This window comes from uncultured Slackia sp., assembly GCF_934630525.1.
GTDB lineage: Bacteria > Actinomycetota > Coriobacteriia > Coriobacteriales > Eggerthellaceae > Slackia.
Window position 1 is genome coordinate 173,997 of record NZ_CAKTVX010000002.1, and the last position, 22,305, is coordinate 196,301.

Below are 22,305 nucleotides of genomic sequence, written 5' to 3' on the forward strand. Positions count from 1 at the left end.
CGCTTGCCGTTTGTACAGCGCACGTGAGCGGTGGGAAACGGTTACCGCCAAGTCGCGCCAATACAGCAAACTCCGCTATTATACGCCGCGAAAATCGTTTGACAAGAGGGGTTTTGTGGACTCGTCACAAGTTTTCCTCTTCTCGCCGGCGGAAGCTGGGCAAAGGCCCGTTGGAGACCGTCTGCGCTCAAACATGCCCTTATTTCAATGTTAAGCGCAGCCAGGCGAGCGCATAGCGGAGCCCTCGGGGCGGAGCGGTAGCGAGCCGTGGTCTCAAATGGGCCTTTGCCCAGCTTCCGCCGGCGAGGGCGGCCGCGAAGCCGATGACGGGCACAGCAGGCTACCGCTCGCTGCGCTCGCTATGCGTCTGCTTGGCGGTGTTCAACTTTGAAACGAAGGGCAAGTTTGAACACCGACGCCCTCTATCGGCCCCGCGGCCGCCCTCGCCTGCCCTTCGCGCCACCTTCAGCCGAACAGCCGTTAGTGCGCTTCGGCCCAGTTCTCGCCGCTGCTCACTTCGGCAATCAGCGGAACTTTGAGCTCCACAACCGAATCCATGACGCTTGCAACCATTTCGGAAAGGCGCTCCACCTCGTCCGCCGGCACGCTGAAGTCGAGTTCATCGTGCACCTGCAGCATGAGTTTCGCCTCAAAGCCGTCGGCGACCAAGCGGCGCTCAACCTCGTTCATGGCGAGCTTGATGATATCGGCCGCGCTGCCTTGCATAGGATGGTTCATCGCTGTGCGCTCGCCGAAGCTGCGCTGCATTTTGTTGCTCGCCTTCAGTTCGGGAATATGGCGCTTGCGGCCGAACATCGTGGTCGCGAACCCGCATTCCTTCGCTTCTTCAACCGTCTCATCAAGGTAAGCACGCACGCGAGGATAGGCCTCGAAATAGCGGTCAATCATATCTTGAGCCTCTTTGAAGCCGATTCCCAGGCTTTGCGCCAAGCCGAACGCCTGCTGGCCATAGACGATGCCGAAGTTCACGGCCTTCGCGCGGCTGCGCAGCTGCGGGGTGACCTCTTCCACAGGAATGCCGAACACGCGCGCCGCCGTGTTGGCGTGGAAGTCGGCACCCGAGCAGAACGCATCGATCAGGTGCTCATCGCCCGACAGGTGCGCGAGCAGGCGAAGCTCGATTTGCGAGTAGTCGGCCGAAACGAACACGTCGCCCTCGCGCAGCGGCACGAAGCAAGCACGCACGCGGCGACCGAAATCGGTGCGCACGGGAATGTTCTGCAAGTTCGGATCGCTCGACGACAAACGGCCCGTGGTGGTGACCGTTTGGTTGAAGCTCGTGTGCACCAAGCCATCGATGCGACGCATGCGCGGCAAGGCATCGAGGTACGTGGACTTCATTTTCGCGAGCTCGCGATAGCGCAGCACCTTGGCCGCGATGGGATGCACGTCCACGAGCTTGCCGAGCGTTTTCGCGTCGGTGGAATAGCCGCGCGAGTTCTTCTTGCCCGCCGGCAACTCGAGCACTTCAAACAGAATATGGCCGAGCTGCTTGGGCGAATCGACGTTGAATTCCTCACCCGCAAGTTCATGGATCTCGGCGCGCAGCCCTTCGAGCTCGGTCGTGGTTTCCTGCGCCATGCAGGCGAGCTTGTCGACATCGATGCGCGCGCCCACGCGTTCCATTTGGGCGAGCGTTGAAACGAGCGGCAGGTCGATGCGCTCATACACCTCGAGCGATCCGTCGCGCTCAAGCGCCTCGCGCAGCGCATCGGCCAAACGGTGCGCGACCAAGGCATGCGTCGCAGCCTGCGCTCGCTCGTCTTCGCACTCGGGCAAAGCCGCGCCCAAATACGCGTCGCACAACGAGCTGTATTCGTATTTCGTGACATTGGAATTCAGCAGGTACGCGGCCAAGCCAATGTCGAAGAAGCGCGCCGCGTGCATTTCGGATGCCTCGATGAGCGCTGCTTCCGCGGAATCGACTGGATAGATTTCCTGCAACGCACGCTTGCAATCGAGCGCACAGAAATGCCCCAAGCGCACGATTTCCGCAAACGTCTCGTGGGCGTCTTCGCCCTCGAACATGAGCACCGAATCGGGCAGGCCGACGAATAGGCGATGCGGCTCGGCGAACAGGCTTTCCTGCGCCTCAACGAGGAATTCCACGCCCAGGCACACGTCGTGCTCCATGGCGGTTTTCAGCGCGTCATGCGCGTAGTCGCCCACAACGGGCGCCAAGCTGGGCAGCTCGAGCGCGGCGGGCGCGGCAAGCGATTCGTCGGCGCCGGCAAGGGCGAGCACCTTGGCCAAATGGGCGTTGAAGCGGACTTCGCCAAAAGCCTCGGCGACCTTCGCGCTGTCGAAATCGGGGAATTTCACGCCCTCCAAATCGAGGTCGAACTCCACATCGCGCACGATGGTCGCCACGCGGCGGCTCGTGTACGCATCTTCCTTGTGCTCGGTAAGGTTTTGCAGCTGCTTGCCCTTGAGCTTGTCGAGATTGTCGTAAATACCGTCGATGCTGCCATAGTTTTGCAGAAGCTTCGCGGCGGTCTTATCGCCAATGCCGGGCACGCCGGGAATGTTGTCGGACGAATCGCCCTTCAGGCCCAAGAAGTCGGGGAACTGCGCCGGCGTCACGCCATAGCGCTCCTCAACCTCGGCGGGGCCGTAAATCGCGACATCGGTGATGCCTTTTTTCGTGGTAACCACGTGCGTGCGATCGGTCACGAGCTGGTAGACGTCTTTATCGCCGCTCACGAGCAGGGTTTCGTATCCCAGCTCTTCATCGCGGGCCGACACCGTGCCCAACACGTCGTCGCCTTCCCAACCCTTCACGCGAATAACGGGCACGTTCATCGATTCAAGCAAATGCTCGATAACGGGGAATTGCGCCTTGAGTTCGGCGTCCATCGGCGGCCGCTGGGCTTTGTACTGCTCGAGCGCTTCCATGCGGAATGCCGGACGTCCAGCATCGAACGCGCATACCACGGCATCGGGACGTGCCATTTCGTAGAATTTCAGGAACATGGACAAAAAGCCGAACGCGGCATTCGTGGGCGTGCCATCGGGCGCGTTCATCGTGGCCGGCACCGCGTGGTATGCGCGATGCATGAGCGAATTACCGTCGATTACGGCGATTTTCTTTGGCATAATACGTCCTTCGAGACCAATTTCGGCTGCTTGTGCCGCGCACATTGGCGGCATGGGGTTGTACTTCATAAAGTATAGCCCGTGCGGCCTCTCGAAATCGAGAAGCACCCACAACGCGCAGAAACGCGCCCAATGCCCAAGCGAAGGCATGCGCACTCGTCGCTTCCTTCGAGCCGCGCCCCGCTTTGAAGAAACGGAGCCATCTATGCTCGCCTTGCATATATCCTTGCCCATTGCATGCGTATTCCTCATATGTGCAGCCTTGCTCGCATGCGCCCTGGCGTTTCGCGTGCAGCTGCGCGATCGGTTCGGCAGCGTGCTCGACCGCGCGCGCCCCATTGTGACCATCGCATGCGTGCCTATGGGCTTTTGGCTCATGGAGGCACCCTACAACACCATATTGGACCAGATGAGAACTCAATGGATGGTTTTGGGCCTCGTGGTTTTGGAGCTCATGTTCGCCGTGGTGTACTTCCTAGGCCAGCGCACGAAAGGCGCCATGGTCGCGTTTCTTGTGGCATGCTTCGTAAGCGGCGTGGCCAATCATTTCGTCGCTCAGTTCAAAGGCCAGCCCGTTCTGCCTTCCGACGTGCTCGCCATTCACACCGCGGCGTCGGTGGGCGGCGGCTATGAATACGCCATCGACAACACGCTCGCATTCTGCATCGCCGTGATGCTCGCCGCGTTCGCGGCAATTGCGGTTGTGCCGCCTACCAAGCACACGCGGAAAGCCGCCATCGCGAACACCGCCCTTGGCGCCGCAACCCTTGCCGCGTGCTGCGTCGGCTTCTCGACGGTCAACATCGAAAACGACTTGAACGTCAACGTCGACGTGTGGAGCAGCCTCGATTCTTACCAGGCGCAAGGATCGCTGCTGTGCTTCGCGCAGCGTGCCCAAAAGATCTCGCCGCACGAGCCCGAAGGCTATTCCGAAACGCGCGCCGCCGAACTTCGCAGCCAAAAGGCCATGGCGGAAACCGTCGACGAGCTCATCGACAACCCTCGCGTGGTAAGCGCCGCCGAAGCCACCGACCCCGACGTGCGCCCCACCATCATCGCCATCATGAACGAAACGTATTCCGACATTTCGACGTATCCGCAGCTGGCGGAAAGCTACGACGGCCCCATTCCCTTCTCGACGTACGCGGGAACCATTGCCACGGGCGATGTCTATGTGTCGGCGATGGGCGGCGGCACGTGCAACAGCGAGTTCGAGTTCCTCACGGGATCGAGCATGGGCCTTTTGGGACCGGGCGTGTACCCCTATATGCTCTATAACCTCGAAGGCGTTGACAACTTGGCATCGTATTTGAAATCGATCGGCTATGCCACGAGCGCCATCCACCCCGCCGATGCGCAGAACTGGCGCCGCGATCGCGTCTACGAGCAGCTCGGGTTCGACGAGTTCTACGACATCACGAACTTCGATGGCGCCGAATATTTCCGCGACATGGTGTCGGACGGAGCGACCTACGACAAAATCCTTCAAATCATGGATGAAGGCGAAGGGCCGCAGTTCATCTTCGACGTGACCATCGCCAACCACGGCGGCTATGACACGGGAACGATTGCGGAAGAAGACATGATGCATGTCGACATGGACGGCGAGGAATCGGCCGAGGTCAATGAATACGTGACGGCCATCGCGCGCGCCGACGCCGATTTGGCGGCATTTTTGGCGAAGCTTGCGCAACGCGAAGAGCCTATTGTGGTCGTGCTGTTCGGCGATCACCAGCCGGGATTCGTCGAGCAGCTCGCGCCTACGGGCGATTCCGACGAAGAGCCTACCGTCGACGACGCGCAGCAGCGCTACGTCACCCCCTACATGCTGTGGACGAACAGCGAGCAGCTTTCGCGCCACGTGCGACACGACGGCGACACGAGCTTGAACTATCTGGCGGCCACCACCCTGAAAACGGCTGGCTTGCCGCTCAACGAGTACTTCGCGTTCCTTTACGCCACGAAGCAATCGCTGCTGGCGATTAACCTGAACGGCTATATGGACGCGGAAGGCGCTTGGCATTGGAACGACGATGCCGACAGTTCTTCCGCCGAGGCGGTTTCCGATTTGGCAATCGTGCAGCACCAAAACCTCTTCGACAACAAGCAATAGCACGAGCAGCGACACGAACAAGGGGCCTAATACAAAACAAGCCGCTCCGAAGAGCGGCTTGCGTGCGACAAAGCGAATCGACTGAGATTATTTCTTCAGGTCGTCGAGGCTTGCGGCCTTGCCACCGTAGAGGGCCATGGCCTCAAAGTGGATCTTGGCGACGCCAACCAGATCGGTGCCGTTTTCCTCGTTGTAGTTGTCGAGGTAGGGCTGATGCTGGAAGTAGTTCGCGTCGAGGCTGCCGTCAGACAGGGCGACGTTGGGCTGCACGTAGTCGGTGAACTCAACGACCTCGAGCGTCCAACCCTTGGCAGCAAGCAGGTCTTTCGCGGCGTTCAGAATCTCGGCGTGAGGCGTGGGCGAAGCTCCAACCTTGATGGTAGTGTCGTCGCCAGTGGCCTGCGGAATGTCGTCAACGACGGTGAACACAGGCACGACGGTACCAGAATAGGTGCTCGTGATGAAGTCGGAAACCTTCTGGCTCTGCAGCGCAGCGAGCAAAGCTTCGGTCTTGGCAGACTTCTCGTCGCCAGAGCGAACGGCCACGACGTTGCCGTATTCCTTAGCGGCCTGGGAGTCGGCGCCCTCAGCAGCGAACGCGGTCGACGGGTCGAGGTTTGCGCCCAGGGCGTAGTTGCCGTTGATCACCGCAGCGTCAACATCGGAAAGCGTGCGGGGAACGCTCGCGGCTTCCGTTTCAACGAACTGGATGTTGTAGGGGTTTTCCTTGATGTCGTTGATGGTAGCCGTAAGGCCCGCGCCGTCATTGAGCGTGAGCAAGCCCTCGTCCTGCAACAGCAGAAGCGCGCGAGCCTCGTTGGTGGCGTCGGACGGAACGGCGATTTGGTGCTGCGAGGAAGAAGACCCGCAGCCGGCGAGTGCCACGGCGAGCACGCCCGTGGCGGCGGCGCATGCAGCGATGCGCACAACGTTTTTCAGGTTCATAACGAAACCCTTTCCTTCTTGCGAGCCAAACGGCCCGCACCTTCGAAGCGCCTGGGCGCTTCCCTTCCCTATTCAAATTCCTTAACGGAAATGAACGCAATGTGGGTGCACGAACCCAAGGCCAGCATGTGACCTGGGAAAACTATGCGAAAAAATGATTAACGAACGCGGTGGTCGATCTTGCGGGCGATGGCCGAGCAAATGCTCTGCGCGATTTGCACAATGATCACGCACAGCACGATGGCCACGACCATGACGTCGTCTTGGTAGCGCTGGTAGCCGTAGCGAATGGCGATGTCGCCGATACCGCCCGCGCCCACCGTGCCGGCCATGGCCACGAAGCCGAACAGCGTGATGAACGTGATGGACAGGCCGCGCACCAAAGACGGCATGCTCTCGGGCAGAAGCACCTTGCTGATGATTTGCCAGGTGCTCGCGCCGAAGCTTTGCGCGGCTTCGACAAGGCCGCCGTCGATTTCGGCGAGGCTTTGCTCAACCATGCGCGCAACGAAGGGCGCAGCCGACACGGTAAGCGGCACGATAGCCGCGCCCACGCCAAGCGAGGTGCCTACGATGGCGCGCGTGAACGGAATCATGAACACGATAAGGATGATGAACGGGATGGAACGCATGATGTTCACCACCCAGCCAAGCACGCTGTTGAAAACGCGGTGCGGGTGCAGGCCGCCCGGCTCGGTCAAAACGAGCAGAACGCCCACGGGAATGCCGATGACGTACGCGAACAGCGTCGAGAGCACGGTCATGACGATGGCGTCCCACGTACCCTGGGCCATAAGGGCGCCGTACTGGGCGACGAATGCGTTGATCGCTTCCATTAGTTGCCCCCTTTCGCGCACGCGAAGCCCTGGTCGGCTTCGATGAGCAGGCGCGTTGCGGCGCTCTGCGGATTGCCGAACACGTCGGCGGTTTTGCCCTGCTCGGCAATGCTGCCGGCTTCGATGACGGCCACCTTGTTGCAAATTTGCTCGGCAACCGAAAGGGAGTGCGTGATAACGACCATGGTGACGCCAAGTTCTTTATTGATGTCGCGCAGAAGGCCCAAGATCGAGTGCGTCGTAAGCGTGTCGAGCGCACTCGTCGCCTCGTCGCACAGCATGATCTTCGGGTTCGAGGCAAGGGCGCGCGCAATGGCGACGCGCTGCTGCTGGCCGCCCGAAAGCTGGCTGGGATAATTGTTCGCCTTGCCGGAAAGCCCCACGAGTTCGAGCAATTCGAGCGCGCGAGCTTCAGCCTGCTTCTTCGGCGTGCCATGCAGCTCGAGCGGGAACGTGACATTGCGCAGCACCGTGCGCTGGGCGAACAGGCTGAAATTCTGGAAAATCATGCCAATGGACTGGCGCAAATCGATGAGCTGTTTGCCGGAATAGTCGGTCACATCGGCGCCGTCGATGAGCACGCGGCCCGCCGTGGGGCGCTCGAGCAGGTTGATGCAGCGAACGAGCGTCGACTTGCCCGCGCCCGACTGGCCGATAATGCCGAACACGTCGCCCGCCTCAACATGCAAGTTGATATCGCACAACGCTTCGTGCGCGCCGGCCGAGCCGACATAGGTTTTCGAAAGGTGGTCTAAAACAATCATGATGCCTCAAAAAAGAGATAGAAAATGGAGCAGTTCCGCAAGATATGCGCGGCTAAGCCGCGGGCGTTACGCCTGAGTGTCAGCACACGAACGCGGGCACCCAGGCTTGGGCATCTCGCATGCGTTCATGGCCATGATATGTGCGGAAATCGTATTCATAGCTGCGTATACTACCTGATGGATTGAGGGCGTCAATAAGAATCGCCCGCTTTTTCGACGGGCGATTCTTGGAATTATCGATGATTCGCTATCTGTTTTGTAGATATCCTATATAACTGCAGTTGAGAACGCTATTTCAAGACCGGCTTCGAAGACGGATACAGCTCATCGTAGCGCTCAAGGTAGGGGTTGTTGCCGCCCACGTAGTTCGCCGACAGAGCCGCGAGAATCTCGTCTTGGTGTTCCGAGGGAACTTCGTACTGCACGCTTACCGCCCACGCGTCAGTCAACGACGTAATGCGGCCGATCTGGCAATCGTAGAGCTCGATCAGGTTGGCGGCATCGGTCGCGTACGGCGAGCTGCTGGAAACCTTCAAGCTCTCGATTTCGGCTTTGGCTGCTTCAAGATCGCTCTTCACCTTTTCGGCCGTCGCCTGCGATGCCTGACGCTTGTTCATGTCGCGCGCAATATACCAGCTATTGAAGTCGTCCACGCAGCTCACGATTCGATTGCTGTAGCCATCGAGCGCCGAATACTCGCTCGACAGCGTTTGGAAGATTTGCTCCTCGGTCGGAGTCGACTGCTCGCGTGCAAGCGCCTCGGCCTCGGTCGAGGCCTTGGCCGCTTCGTCATCTGCCTTGGCTTCGGGCTTCTCGCTTTCCTCGGAAGAAGCCGCCGGCGCCTGCTGCTGCGTTTGGGGCTGTTGCTGAGAAGCATCCTGGCCCGCTTGCCCGCCGAAGCGAACATAGGCCAACACGCATGCCGCGATTACGAGAACCGCGATCACGCAACACAGGGCGATGAAGATGCGCTTGCGTTTGCGCTCCTGCAAATCGGGCCTGTCGAGGCCGAAATGCTTAGGCTGTGCATCGCTCGGCAGCACGAGCGTATCGGTTCCATCAAAGCTGATGGGGCCAGGCTTGGCAGCAGCCGCCTGAGCCTCACGAGGAATCACAGGCACCGCTTCGTGCTCATCGTCGAAATCGAATACCGCAGCCGGCTTGGGCGCAGCGTCGGAAGGCTCCTCGCCGGAAGGGGCAGATTTGGATACATCGGCGTCGGCTTTCGCTTCGGCTTCGGCAAGCTTTGCCCCATCGGCCTCGGTGTCGCCTTCGGCATCGTCGCACTCGGAATCGGTACCGCGCGCAGGCTGCCCGCCAGACGCATCGTCCGATTCAGCAGGCTCAGCGTCTTCGGTCGCGGCGTCGCCCTTGGGCGTTTCCACGCCCGCCTCGCCGCCAGCCGCTTCGGCATCGCCCGCGTCCGAAGGCTCGTCACCTTCCGCAGCCCCAATCGCCTCAGCAACGAGAGCTTCTTCAGATCCGCAGGCCTCTTCGGATTCAGAGGCGTCAATCGCATCGGCGGCATCGTTTTCAAGCGCTTCGGAAGAAGCCTCGGTTTCAACTTCTTCATCTGCCTCGGACGCATCCGCAGCGTCGGCAGAGCCCGCTTGTTCAGCCACCGCGGAATGCGCTTCGGCGCCATGGACGCTTACGACTTTGAAAGCGCCCGAAGCGCCGCGATCGGCCGCAAGCCCGCAGGCGTCTCCCACCTCGGGCACAGCGATAATTTCAGGGGCCTCAACGACCTCGGGAATCTCAAGGGAGGTCGTCTTCGCTCCACCGAAATGCGCCGCAGCAGCGCTCGCCAGGCTGGGCTTAGCATGCGTGGGCTCGTCATCGCCCGGCAAGCTATCGCGAAGCTTGAGCGCCTCGAGGGTGCCCAAGTCGAGCTTGGTGGTTTTGCTGGCGGGAATGGGATTGCCGCCCACGATGTCGAGCCCGCGCATGGGATCGCTGTCGCCTTTGCCGGTGACCCTCACGCTCTCGAGCACGCGCGCGCCGCATTCAGCGCAATAGCGCGCGCCCGGCTCGAGCGGCTCGCCGCACCACGAACAGTACTTCGCCATGGCCTACATGCCTTCCCCGTAGCCGAAACGACGAATCTGGTTCAGGTCGCGGCGCCAGTTCTTCTTCACCTTGACCTGCATATCGAGGAACACTTTGCAACCGAGCATTTGCTCAAGGTCGCGGCGGGCTTCGATGCCGACCTTCTTAATGGCCTCGCCGCCCTTGCCGATGATGATGCCCTTCTGGCTGTCGCGCTCGACGTAGACGTTCGCGAAAATGCGATACATGTCTTTCTTGCGGTCGTAGGTCATTTGGTCGGCAACGACGCCGATGGAGTGAGGAACCTCGTCGCGATAGCTGCGCAGGATTTTCTCGCGGATGAACTCGGCGACGAGCACCTCGAAGGGCTGGTCGGTATCCATATCTTCGGGGAACCATTTCGGGCCCTCGGGCAGCCATTTCGCGACGGCCTGCACGAAGCCTTCGACGTTGAAACCGTTCTTGGACGAAAGCACCACTTCATCGTCCCACGTGCCCAAGGCGCGAGCCGCCTCGAGCTGTTGGATGGCGGTTTCTTTGCTCACGAGGTCGGCCTTGGTAATCACGAGAATCTTGCGAGCGCCGCGCACTTCGCGCACCTGACGGGCAACCCACTCGTCGCCCGTTCCAACCGGCTTGCTCGCATCGACAAGGAATGCCACCACGTCGACGTCTTCCATGGCCTTGATGGCGGAAGTGTTGAGCTCTTCGCCCAGCGCGTCGTGGGGCTTGTGCATGCCTGGCGTGTCGACCATGATCATTTGCATGTCCTCGCGGGTGACAATCGCGCGGAAACGGTGGCGGGTGGTTTGCGCGGTGTTCGAGGTAATGGCGACCTTGTGGCCCACCACGGCGTTGATAAGGGTAGATTTGCCGGCGTTCGGCCGGCCTACCAAAGTGACGAATCCACTGCGGAATTCTTCGGTCATGAACGACTCTCTTTCTCTCATCGACGAACGACTCAGTTCGCGGCTTTATGGTTATGCATATTGTACTGGGGAATCCCTCCGGTGGGTAGCCTTTCCGAAGCAGATACCTGAGCTCGCACAAAAGCGCCACTGGCGCTTTTGGCTCGTGCGGACACCTTCGGAAAAACTACCCACCGGAGGGATTCTCGTAAACCGAAACAAAAGAATTCGTTGTGCGCAGATTCCGCAACAAGTCCTGATCAGAACGAAAGCCACATTACGTGGCTTTCGGCTCGTGCGGAAAAGTTGCTCCAGGCATACCCAATGCACGAATTCTGCGCCGTCGGCTTTCGGTCGATAAAACCAGAGCAACTTTCCGTATAAGCCATGACTTGTTGCATAGATTACACTCGCCGAAAACCGGAACGAGATGGGCTAGCGAGTTTCGGCAGCCCTTTCGTAGGCTTCTACGATTCGCGCGACGAGGTTGTGTCGCACCACGTCGCGCCCGGTAAGGTCGCGGAAGGCGATGTCTTCCACACCTTCAAGAATGCGGCGCACGCCCTTCAGGCCCGAATAGCCGTGCGGCAGGTCGACCTGGGTCACATCGCCCGTGATAACCATTTTCGAGTTGAAGCCCAAACGCGTGAGGAACATCTTCATTTGTTCGGGCGTGGTGTTTTGAGCTTCGTCGAGAATGATGAAGCTATCGTTGAACGTGCGGCCGCGCATGAATGCGAGCGGCGCGATTTCAATAACACCGCCTTCGATGAGTTCGCGGGCGCGTTCCATGTCGGTCATATCGAATAGCGCGTCGTAGAGCGGGCGAATGTAGGGGTCGACCTTCTCGGTGAGCGTGCCCGGCAGAAAGCCCAGGTTCTCGCCTGCCTCGACCACAGGTCGCGTGAGGATGATGCGGTTGACTTCCTTGCGCTTGAGCGCAGCCACCGCCATAGCCATGGCCAAATAGGTTTTGCCCGTGCCTGCAGGGCCAATGCCAAACGTTACCGTATTCTCGCGAATCGCATCAACGTAACGTTTCTGACCTGCGGTTTTTGGACGAATCGCGCGGCCACGATACGTGAGCAGAATATCTTCGCGCAAAATGCTCGGCGCGAATTCGCCCTGTCGCAAAAGTTCGACGGCACGGCGCGCGTCGTCGATTGTCGGGTCGCTTCCCGCGGCGGCCATTTTAATGAAATCACTGAACAGAGCCGTGAGGCTTTGCACTTCCGCGGCATCGCCCGAAAGCGCAATGGTGTCGCCTCGAACCGTGATGCGCGCGGAAAACGCCCGCTTCACCTCGCGCAGCACGCAATCGGAAGGGCCCACGATTTGTTCCATGCCCACCCGTTCAGGCAGCGTAAGCGTGATTTGCGTTTCGTCGGTCGAGATGGGATCGTTGCTCATGGAAGCCCCTTTTGACGTGCATCTGCAGAACGACTTCATTGTATCAAAGCGCGCCGAGACGCTTGTAAAGGGCGCTTCAAAACAGGATGGCTGGTTCGTAGCGACGCGGTACGCGACGGCACAGCGTGCGTTTTCGACGAAGCCCAAGTTTGCACGACGCGCGCATTCCGCACGTGGAGTTTCCCGGTTACTCAAGCGATTCCGGGAGTGACGTCGAAGGTGCCACTCGCCTATCGGCGAAACGCGCGCACATAGGCGCAGCTCGGCGGCAAATGGTCGCCGAAAAGCGCGATGCGCGGGGTAAGGCGGCAGCACCGCTCGCATTCGTTGAAGCGATTCTCGTAGACGCTGCAGCGACGCGTAGACTCGTCGAGAAACTCGCACGGCGACGAAAGATCGACGGCGACACCGCCGTATTCGTCGACCTCGCGCTCGTAACAGCACATGCCGCAGCAATCGCAGATATCGTCCCACGAGCCGTCGTGCCATGCGCGCATCGCCGATACGATGCCCTTAATGGTTGTAGACATGGAGCATGTGCCTTTCCGTCGTCGTTGATTGCTTTCATTCATTAAAACCTCGGTGAAGAGCGAATCGCACAAAAAGCGCCGCCCATAAGAGCGGCGCTTCGGAATTGATAGCTTAGTCGCGAGTGAGCTTGCGATGGATGCGATGCGGCTTGGCGGCCTCTTCGCCCAGGCGCTCGACGCGGTTCTTCTGGTAGCTGTCGAAGTTGCCCTCGAACCAGAACCAGTTGCCGGGATTCTCGTCGGTGCCTTCCCACGCCAGAATATGCGTGGCAATGCGGTCGAGGAACATACGGTCGTGGCTCGTGACAACCGCGCAGCCCGGGAACTCCATGAGCGCCTCTTCGAGGCTCTCGAGCGTTTCGACATCGAGGTCGTTGGTGGGCTCGTCGAGCAGCAGCAGGTTGCCGCCCTGCTTGAGCGTGAGCGCCAAGTTCAGGCGATTGCGCTCGCCGCCAGAAAGCACGCCAGCGGGTTTTTGCTGGTCAGAACCCTTGAAGCCGAATGCCGACACATACGCGCGGCTCGGAACCTCGGTTTCGCCCACCTGCATGTAGTCGAGGCCGTCGGACACGACTTCCCACAGCGTTTTATTGCCGTCGATGCCCTCGCGGTTCTGGTCGACGTACGAGATTTGCACGGTTTCGCCGAGCTTCAGCTCGCCCGAGGTGGGCTGCTCTTTGCCGACGATCATCTTGAACAGCGTCGATTTGCCCACGCCGTTGGGGCCGATCACGCCCACGATGCCGTTGCGCGGCAGGCTGAACGACAGGTCGTCGATGAGCACGCGGCCATCGAATTCCTTATGCAGATGCTCGACGTTAAGCACCTCGGCGCCCAGGCGCGGACCCACGGGAATGTGGATGTCGGTGAAGTCGACCTTCTTGCTTTGCGAGGCCTCGGCCACCATGCGATCGTAGTTTTCCAGACGGGCCTTGTTCTTCGCCTGGCGAGCCTTCGGGGACGAACGCACCCATTCGAGCTCGTTCTGCATGCGCTTGGCGAGCTTCGCGTCGCGCTGGCCCTGGGCGGCCATACGGGCGGCCTTGGTTTCGAGATACGTGGAGTAGTTGCCCTTGTAGGGGTACAGGCTGCCGCGGTCGACCTCGCAAATCCACTCGGCGACGTTGTCGAGGAAGTAGCGGTCGTGCGTCACGGCGAGCACGGCGCCCTGGTAGCGATGCAGGAACTGCTCGAGCCACAGAACCGACTCGGCGTCGAGGTGGTTGGTGGGCTCGTCGAGCAGCAGCAAATCGGGGGCCTCGAGCAGCAGGCGGCACAGCGCCACGCGGCGACGTTCGCCACCGGAAAGCACGTTCACCGGCATGTCGGGGTCGGGGCACTGAAGCGCGTCCATGGCCTGGGACAGCTGGCTGTCGAGGTCCCAGCCGTTAGCGGCGTCGATGGCTTCTTGCAGCTTGCCCATTTCTTCCATAAGCGCGTCGAAGTCGGCGTCGGGATCGGCCATTTCGGCAGAAATCGCGTTGAAGCGGTCGATTTTCGCGAGCACGTCGCCAAATGCCATTTGCACGTTTTCGAGAACGGTTTTGTCCTCGTCAAGCGGCGGCTCCTGCTGCAGAATGCCCACGGAATAGCCCGGGGACAGGCGCGCCTCGCCGTTGGAAACCTCTTCGAGGCCGGCCATGATCTTCAGCAGCGTGGACTTGCCCATGCCGTTCGGGCCCACCACGCCGATTTTCGCGCCGGGATAGAACGACAGCGTAACGTCGTCGAGAATCACCTTGTCGCCGTGCGCTTTGCGCGCCTTGTACATGGTGTAAATGAATTCCGCCATGCGGGACTCCTGTTCGTTGATTGATGCGCTCATGATTGATTGGCTCCGCGCGCAACGCAGCGGCGCCAGGCGAGCTGTTGTACCGAATTCAATTCAGCCATTCTACCAGGTCGCTCGCAAACGCCACCGCGCGCCCATCAGTTCCCCACGAGCGGACGGAGTGCCCGGGCGGAATCGCCCGCGAGGTTCTTTGGAGTTGGGCCTGTTAAATGCTCGGAGCGTTTAACAGATGGGGCTGCGGTGGAAATCCTGGACCAAAAGAGGACCAGGATTTCCACCGCAGCCCCGGTTTTTCTCGCGGGCCTCGTGTTCCCCGCGATTGACCCCAAGGCGTTCAGCCGCTTCAGCAACTCGTCGCCTGAAGCGGAATCAATATCGGCCACACTCAGCAGTGCCGCAGCAAAACAGCCGAGCACAACCGCGCCGCATCCGTCAAACAAATGTGCTAAATGCTACGAGCACTGAGTACATTCCAATTTCACGCGGAAGCTGATGGCGCGAGTGGTATTGAGCTCGTCGAAGCGCACGATGTAAGCACGCTTTTGCATGTCGATTTCCTCTACCACGCCAGAGCCGAACACGGCATGCGTCACACGGTCGCCCTTGCGGAACTGCACGTCGGCGCTCATGCCGGCAATCCACTGGTCGTTGGCGGCATACGCGGCGCGCGCAGCCTCGAGCGCAGTTTGGTCGGGTTTATGCGAGAACACCAAACACGCGGGGTCGATGTCGAGCAGGAACCGAGACGGATAGCGCGGCGTGCCCTTATGCGTGAAGCCTTCGGCCTCGGTAAGGTAAAGACCATCTTCGGCGCGCGTCATGGCAACGAACGCGAGCCTGCGCTCTTCTTCCATTTGCTCGCGCGTGCGCGTTTTCTTCGATGGCAGCACGCCTTCGCTCATCGAGCACAAAAACACATGCTTGAACTCCAAGCCCTTCGCCGCATGAATCGTCATGAGCTTCACCTTGTCGGCTGCGCCATCCATCGCATCGGCGTTGGTAAGCAGCGCCACATGCGACAAATAATGCTCGAGCGTCACTTCCTCGCCACATGTGGTTTCGAACTCATAAATGCTCTGCTTGAGTTCGGCCACATTGTCGAGCCGCTCTTGGCTTCCCTCGGTGCGCAGCATGCGATCGTAGCCGCTCTCGTTAAGCACAGCCGCCATCACGTCACTCACCGCGCGCCCCTCGAACTGTCCGCAGAATCGCTCGACGAGCGCCAGAAGCTGTTTGGCCTTGGTGCGCTTGAAGATTTCATCGTCGATGGTTTGTTCGAGTGCCTCATACAGCGTGCACTCGTGCGCATCGGCCCACTCGCGCAGAAACGCCATGCGTCGCTGACCCATGTTCCGTTTCGGCACATTCGCCACACGCGCGAACGACAAATCGTCTTGATACGCCACGAAACGCAGGTAGCTCAGCGCGTCTTTCACTTCGCGCCGGCCAAAGAACGGAACCCCAGAATACAGTGTATAGGGAACTTTGGCCTGCATTAACGCTTCTTCCACCGCACGCGATGCATAGTGCGCGCGATACAGCACCGCCATGTCGCGATACGCTACCCCAGCCTCATGCAGCTTCTGGGCGCCTTCCACAATCCACGCCGCTTCTTCCTCGGGCGATTTCGCATGGTGCCATACCGTGGGACCATGAACGTCGCGCTGCGCCTCGAGCCGTTTGGGAATGCGCTGCTTGTTTTTCTCGATGAGCGAGTTCGCCACACCGAGCACTTCAGGCGTGCTGCGATAGTTCTCGGTCATGAGAATCGTTTTGCACCCTTCATGCGCATCGGCGAAATCGAGCAGATAGCGAACGTCGGCGCCGCGCCACGTATAAATCGTTTGATCAGGATCGCCCACGACGAACAGATTGCGATGGTATCCAACGAGCTTTTCCATGAGCGCGATTTGCAGCGCGTCGATATCTTGGAATTCGTCGATCATGATGTATTCAAGACGCTGCTGCCACTTCAAGGCGATGTCGGGGAAATGGTCAAAAATGTGAAGCGTAATGATGATGAGGTCGTTGTAATCGAGACCAAAGCATTTCTTCTGCTGATACAAATAACCGTAGAAAATAATGTCGTCCACCGAACGCGCATCAAGGTATTTTTGCTTGAGTTCCGCCAGCGGAAGCGAGATAAGGTCGACGTAATAGTCGGGGCGCTGCACCGTTTTCAGCATCTCGATCATGTCGCGCGCTTTGCCGAAGGTTTTCTCGCGCAGGGTGATTTTGCGTTCCTCGTAAATCACCTGCAGCATTGCGTCGATATCGGCATTGTCGAGCACCAGAAAGTTTTGAGGGTACCCCACGGCATGCGAATCTTCCTGCAACACCGAAACGCAGAAGCTATGGAACGTGCAAATATAACCCGTGTCGTTATCGCCCGTCACGCGGCGAATGCGCTGCCGCATTTCGTTTGCTGCCTTGTTGCTGAACGTGACGCACAGAATATTGCCCGGCAGAATGCCCAGGTCGTTGACCAAGTATGCAAACCGATGCGTGAGCGCACGCGTTTTGCCCGTGCCCGCGCCAGCAATCACCCGAACGAAGCCCTCGGTCGTGGTAACGGCTTCGAGCTGCGCAGCGTTCAGCTGAGGCTCTTCAGGCGTCGCAAGCCCTGTAGTCTTCTGTATACCCGTGAAATATGTTTGCTCGTTTTTCATGCGAAACAGTATAGCAAAAGCGAACAGGTGTTCCTATATAAAAGTTAATGTGCCTGACGAGACATGCGCTTCCGCTTCGGTCAAGTCCTGCTCGCGACGAAGGCGCCACTGGCGCCTTCTGCTCGTGCGGAATCTATCGGAAACGCACGTCTCGCCAGGCACACCACATCAAATCGATGCCTTGGCTGTCATGTCAAAGCACTTTCGATGTGCAACCCGTAGCTTGAACGCGAAGCGCACCGCCAGATCCCCGCGTAACGTCAAGTCAATACTTTGGCCCTCAGGCCAACGTATTACCTGTTCTCAATGTTCCCGATATTCTTCAGTTCAATAGAGATCATGCCGTTCGGCATGCTCACGAATTCGATGAAATCGGGATTGTGAGAATACTCCGTTGGGAAGGTGATTTCGATGCCCGTATCGGTACGAATCTTGTGGTTGCGAGCCAAGCGCTGCGCCGCCTTCTTCTCCATGGGCACTTTGTCGGGCAAGTTTTCGGCTGCGACCGCTTCCTCAAAACGCTTCTGCATGGGCTCGTCGTCGAACACTTCTTCAGCCATGTCCCACGGCGCAAGATACGCGGAATCGTCGGCATTTTCGTTCACGTAGGCCTTCGCCTTCGAAGCGGCCACGGCCGTGTTCGCGCCGAATTCCTGCGCGACCTCCTCAACGATACGCGTCACCGTATCAACGACTTCCTTGCTCGAAGCCTCGCTCGAGCATTGCAGCAAGCCCTCGGGCAAAAGCAGTCGTTTCTCGCCCGAAATCTCGCGCTCCTTGTCGCAGAACAACACCTCGAGCGTTTTGCTCTCCACAAGCGCGTAGCTCGAAAGTTTCTGCGAAGGGTTCGGCAAAATGGCGTGATGGCGCGCGATGTCGACGCGCGTGCCAAGCTCTCCCCCGCCCACTTCATGCATGAATGCGGGACGACTATTCAGCAGCGCCACGACGAAATAGCGCTTGCCCCGCGCCTCGTATGCGGCTTCCTGGTCTTCCTCAGGCGTATCGGACGAAACCTTGGGCGCATCGTCTTCGAAATCGACCACGAGCACATCGCAGCTTTCAGGCGATTCCATATGACCCAACTCTTCGGCGATGAACTGGGCACACTGGCGCGACAGGCTCACGAAATCGACTTGATTGGCGAAGTAGTCGCGCACCTCGCCCTGAAACGACGAATCGGGCTCGAATTCGCCACGACGATTTTCCACGCTCGAAAGCGCCTTTCGGCACGTCTTTCCCACATACGACTTCACCTTGCGATCGGAAAGATCGAGTTCCTCTTCGGAAAACACGTTCACGCACGATTCGAAATCGCACACATGAAGAATCGCATGGTTCACACGCAGCATACGCACTCGCTTTCAAACGTCAATAAACACAGCAATCTATGGTATCGCACAAAAGAAAAGAGCCCGCGATTTCTCGCGAGCTCTTCAAAGAAACAGGCCTTCAGGCGAACCGCCATGGCTTAGTGAGCCAGGTCGTCCTTGCCGGAAATGTTGTGCTTCTCGATGTCGTAGGTCAAGCCACCATGCTCTTTGCCGAAGAACATGAGCATGGAGGGAGCAAGACCCTCGATATTGGCCAGGTACGCATGGAGCAGCGTAAAGGCGATGAACACGAACATCATGAAGTAATGGATGATGCGCACGCTCATGGCGCCACCAAGACCATTGATAGCAGCCTCGAAAATCGGCATGTTCGCGCAGGGCGGCCACAGGCACAGGCCAGTGAAGAACATGAAGATGATCAACACGGGGATGCACAGGTAGCTGATCTTCTGCGGAACGCCGAGCTTAGCGGACAGCGGGTGGTCCTTCTTGAGGAACAAGTAGTATTTGATCCACTGCGGGCCCTGGTGAAGGTTGTCAGCCTGGGGCAGCCACGTTTTGTAGTCGGGAACCACTTCGCGGGTGCCAGCGGTCGGGGCGCTCTTCACGATGAATGCCAGCACGACGCGCAGCAAGCAGTTGATAAAGAGCACGAAGCCAAAGGCGATGTGCAGGCCACGGGCGATACCCATGAACTCAGGCCAGTACGGGAAGTGAATCGCGAAACCGGTGATGATAAGAATCACCATGGAAACGAGGTTCACCCAGTGAGTGAAGCGGAACGGAGCCGGATGGGCCTCACGGTAGTGTGCGAGATGTGCCATCTTACTTCACCCCCCACGGGCTGGTTACGGTCTCAAACTTCTTGCCGGTCTTCGGCTCGACGATGTGCACGGCGCAAGCGGTGCAGGGGTCGAAGCTGTGAACGGTACGCAGCGCATTGATCGGCTTCTCCACGTCGGCGACAGGGACGCCGATGAGCGCCTGCTCCAACGGGCCGTAGTTGCCCTGCGGATCGTGCGGAGAGAGGTTCCACGTGGACGGAATGATAATCTGATAATCGGTGATCTTGCCGCCCTTGACCTTCTCGGAGTGGTAGAGAGCGCCACGAGGGGCCTCCCAGAACGCGGTGCCTTCACCATCGGACTTCTCGGGAGCACGGAAGTACTCGGAGTCGCCGCTCTTGATGGCCTCGCACAGCTCGTTGACCCATTCCTTCATCAGCGTGGCGATGTAGAGGGTCTCAACCTGGCGGGCAGCAGTACGGCCGAGCGTGTTCTGCAGAACAGAAAGATCGCCAGCCTGAGCGCCCAGAGCAACGAGCATCTCGTCGACATGCTGCTTGACGAACGGAACGCCGCGCTTGTAAGCGACGAGCACGCGAGCGAACGAGCCGGTCTCGAGAGACTTGCCGTCGTACAGCGGGCACTTGTCCCAAGTGTAGCGGTCGTTGACGTCGTACTCGGTGAATGCGGGCTTGGTGTCCTGTTCGAACGGCGGCAAATCGGCGTCGCCCTCGTACCAGGAGTGGCCAACATACTCGGTGATCTTCGACTCGTCGGGGTCGGAGATGTTGAAGTTCTCGTCGAGAACGCCAGCAGGCAGGTAGCGATTGCGCATGCGGTCGGCGTAGGAAGTACCTTCGTCGAACGGGCTCTCGAACACGCCCCAAGCGGCATAACGGCCAATGCCCTTGCCGAACGTGGTGGCCTCGGGATAGTACTTCGCGATGGCCAGCGTGTCGGGAATCATGGTATCGGCAACCCACTGATAAACCTCGTCGACAAGGCCCTTCAGGTCGTCGAGCTTCTCGGCGGTGGGAACGAATGCCGTGCCGCCAGGAACGATGGTCATAATGTGGGGCATCTTGCCGCCGAGCAGTGCTGCAATCTCGGAAGCCTTCGACTGCATCTGCAGAGCTTCCAGGTAGTGCGCGGTGAGGATGAGGTCGGCCTCGGGAGTCATGTTGTACTCGCCGGTGTCGAACCAGTTGCCGCTGAAGATGGAGAGCTGGCCATTGTCGGCGAACTTCTTCAGGCGATCCTGCAGGCCAACGAAATCGGCAGACGGGGTGCCCAGCTCGGTCGCCAGGTCATACGCGTCAGCCGCGTCGGCGGAAAGCGCGTTCAGTGGGTTCACGTAGTCGAGACCAGCCAGGTTGTACAGCCAAAGGATGTGGCTGTGCAAGAACTGCGCGCCCTCGACGAGGTTGCGGATGATGCGGGCGTTGTTGGGGATGGTGATACCCAGAGCCTGCTCAGCTGCGATAGAAGCGGAATGCATGTGCGAAACGGGGCACACGCCGCAGATGCGCTGCACGATGTAGGCGGCATCTTCGGGGGTGCGGTCACGCACGACGAGCTCCATGCCACGGAAGCAGCCGCCGGAAATCCAAGCGTCGGTAACGACGCCGTCGGTAACCTCCATCTCAGCGCGAAGGTGACCCTCGATACGGGTAATGGGGTCGATAACGGAACGCGTCATTTACTCGTCGCCTCCTTTCTTGGCGTCAGATTTCGGGGCGTCGTCATACACGCCGATGGACTTCTCGGGATGCTTAGCGTCCCAAGCGCGCTTCTTCTCGAACTCGGCGCCGTTCGGCACGCGGCCGGCGGCCTTCATGCCGAAGCCATGGATGACCAGAGCAACAGCTTCGATGCCGAGAACGGCAGCGGCAATGGTGCCAGGCTGGAACTTGAAGTCGCCGATGTTCAGGTCGCGATGACGCTTGAAGAACGGAGTGTTGACCTCGACCCAGTTCTGGCCCGGGTTGTTCGGGTTGGCTTCGCAGCAGCCGATGCAGGGAGCGCCGGCTTCAACGCACCAGGAACGACGGTGGTTGTAGCGAACAACGCCGCAGTTGGCCTTGGTTTGCGGGCCACGGCAGCCCAGCGGGTACAGGCAGTAACCCTTAGCCTCTTCGGGAGAACCGAACTGGTAAACGAATTCGCCGTTCTCGAAGTGGCCACGACGCTGGCAATTGTCGTGAATGGTCTGGCCGAAGATCTGCGTGGGCTTGTTCTCGGCGTTGAGCTCGGGCAGCTCGCCCAGCAGCAGGTACTGGATGAGCACCGCGCAGAGCCACTCGGGGTTCGGCGGGCAGCCCGGGATGTTGATGATGGGCACGTTGATGCCCTGCTCCTTGAGGAACGCCTGCACGCCCGTCGCGTTAGACGCGTTGGGGGCGGCAGCCATCCAGCCGCCATTGACGGCGCAAGAGCCGAGCGCGACAACCGCGGTCGCCTTTTCGGCAGCCTCGATCAGGTGCTCATTGCCGGTTTTGCCAGCAACGCGAAGCGCATTGCCGTCCCAGCCATTGAGCACGGCGCCTTCATACACCAAAATGTAGTTGCCGGCTTCGATGGTCTGCTCCTTGGCTTTCTCCATCGAATGGCCCGCAGCAGCGGACAGGGTCTCGCTGTAGTTGAGCGAAATGAGCTCGAGCACGACGGCAGCAGCGTCGGGAGCGTCGATCTGAGCGAACGCCTCGGTGCAACCCGTGCAAGAAGCACCCTCGATCCAGATGACCGGGTACAGGTCGCCCTGGCTTGCGCCGATGACCGACTCTTCCAGAGCCTGGGCCACGCGCGGAGCGGCGACTTCACCCAAGCCAGCCATAACCGCGAGCGTGCCACACAGTTTCATGAAGCTACGACGCGAAACACCGCGCGCTTCGAGCATTCCCTGAAACTCTGAGGCAGTGGACTGTTTGTCCATTCGTACACCTCCTATTAGATGCATGGTGGAATCACTGACGGCTATGCATTATGGCGCAAATGTTGCCCGCAAAGTAACGAAACCCGCCAACGGCCGCCTGTTGTGAAGACATTGGAGGAAA

The 22,305-nt window shown here is 59.5% G+C and carries 15 protein-coding genes; 1 reads left to right on the forward strand and 14 read right to left on the reverse strand.

Annotated features, from left to right (window positions below; genetic code table 11):
* Positions 1-480: 480 nt before the first annotated feature.
* Positions 481-3,117, reverse strand: coding sequence for a DNA polymerase I (gene polA, locus Q0D41_RS02795; protein WP_294374877.1), 2,637 nt, complete (start codon positions 3,115-3,117; stop codon positions 481-483).
* A gap of 205 nt (positions 3,118-3,322) precedes the next feature.
* Between polA and Q0D41_RS02800 the strand changes: the two genes are divergently transcribed.
* Positions 3,323-5,230 (forward strand): LTA synthase family protein, encoded by a 1,908-nt coding sequence (locus Q0D41_RS02800; RefSeq protein WP_294374879.1) that lies wholly within the window; start codon positions 3,323-3,325, stop codon positions 5,228-5,230.
* 87 nt (positions 5,231-5,317) lie between these two features.
* On the opposite strand, the gene Q0D41_RS02805 is transcribed toward Q0D41_RS02800, so the two are convergent.
* The 13 genes from Q0D41_RS02805 to Q0D41_RS02865 form a co-directional block, all read right to left on the reverse strand.
* On the reverse strand, positions 5,318-6,175 hold the full coding sequence (locus tag Q0D41_RS02805; RefSeq protein ID WP_294374881.1) for a MetQ/NlpA family ABC transporter substrate-binding protein: 858 nt from the start codon (positions 6,173-6,175) through the stop codon (positions 5,318-5,320).
* A 158-nt stretch (positions 6,176-6,333) separates the two neighbouring features.
* Positions 6,334-7,011 carry a methionine ABC transporter permease gene (locus Q0D41_RS02810; RefSeq protein ID WP_294374884.1) on the reverse strand — a complete coding sequence of 226 codons (678 nt, stop codon included), beginning with the start codon at positions 7,009-7,011 and terminating at the stop codon, positions 6,334-6,336.
* Positions 7,011-7,775: a methionine ABC transporter ATP-binding protein gene (locus Q0D41_RS02815; protein WP_294374886.1), complete on the reverse strand. Its 765-nt coding sequence runs from the start codon at positions 7,773-7,775 to the stop codon at positions 7,011-7,013. Before Q0D41_RS02815 ends, Q0D41_RS02810 begins: the two co-directional genes overlap by 1 nt.
* A 290-nt stretch (positions 7,776-8,065) precedes the next feature.
* Positions 8,066-9,844 (reverse strand): zinc-ribbon domain-containing protein, encoded by a 1,779-nt coding sequence (locus tag Q0D41_RS02820; protein WP_294374888.1) that lies wholly within the window; start codon positions 9,842-9,844, stop codon positions 8,066-8,068.
* A gap of 3 nt (positions 9,845-9,847) precedes the next feature.
* Positions 9,848-10,753 (reverse strand): GTPase Era, encoded by a 906-nt coding sequence (era, locus tag Q0D41_RS02825; protein WP_114615426.1) that lies wholly within the window; start codon positions 10,751-10,753, stop codon positions 9,848-9,850.
* Positions 10,754-11,167: 414 nt separating this feature from the next.
* A complete protein-coding gene (locus tag Q0D41_RS02830; protein ID WP_114615427.1) occupies positions 11,168-12,142 on the reverse strand; it encodes a PhoH family protein in 975 nt (324 codons plus the stop codon).
* A gap of 230 nt (positions 12,143-12,372) precedes the next feature.
* Positions 12,373-12,672 (reverse strand): hypothetical protein, encoded by a 300-nt coding sequence (locus Q0D41_RS02835; RefSeq protein WP_294374896.1) that lies wholly within the window; start codon positions 12,670-12,672, stop codon positions 12,373-12,375.
* A gap of 112 nt (positions 12,673-12,784) precedes the next feature.
* Positions 12,785-14,464 carry an energy-dependent translational throttle protein EttA gene (ettA, locus tag Q0D41_RS02840; RefSeq protein ID WP_114615469.1) on the reverse strand — a complete coding sequence of 560 codons (1,680 nt, stop codon included), beginning with the start codon at positions 14,462-14,464 and terminating at the stop codon, positions 12,785-12,787.
* Between the two features lie 452 nt (positions 14,465-14,916).
* Positions 14,917-17,133, reverse strand: coding sequence for an ATP-dependent helicase (locus tag Q0D41_RS02845; RefSeq protein ID WP_294374901.1), 2,217 nt, complete (start codon positions 17,131-17,133; stop codon positions 14,917-14,919).
* Between the two features lie 293 nt (positions 17,134-17,426).
* Positions 17,427-18,485, reverse strand: coding sequence for a nucleoid-associated protein (locus Q0D41_RS02850; RefSeq protein ID WP_294374903.1), 1,059 nt, complete (start codon positions 18,483-18,485; stop codon positions 17,427-17,429).
* A gap of 119 nt (positions 18,486-18,604) precedes the next feature.
* Entirely contained in the window at positions 18,605-19,291 is a 687-nt protein-coding gene (locus tag Q0D41_RS02855) for a cytochrome b/b6 domain-containing protein (RefSeq protein ID WP_294374904.1), read from the reverse strand.
* Between the two features lies 1 nt (position 19,292).
* Positions 19,293-20,951 carry a nickel-dependent hydrogenase large subunit gene (locus tag Q0D41_RS02860; RefSeq protein WP_294374907.1) on the reverse strand — a complete coding sequence of 553 codons (1,659 nt, stop codon included), beginning with the start codon at positions 20,949-20,951 and terminating at the stop codon, positions 19,293-19,295.
* A complete protein-coding gene (locus Q0D41_RS02865) occupies positions 20,952-22,184 on the reverse strand; it encodes a hydrogenase small subunit (protein WP_294374910.1) in 1,233 nt (410 codons plus the stop codon).
* Positions 22,185-22,305: the final 121 nt, after the last annotated feature.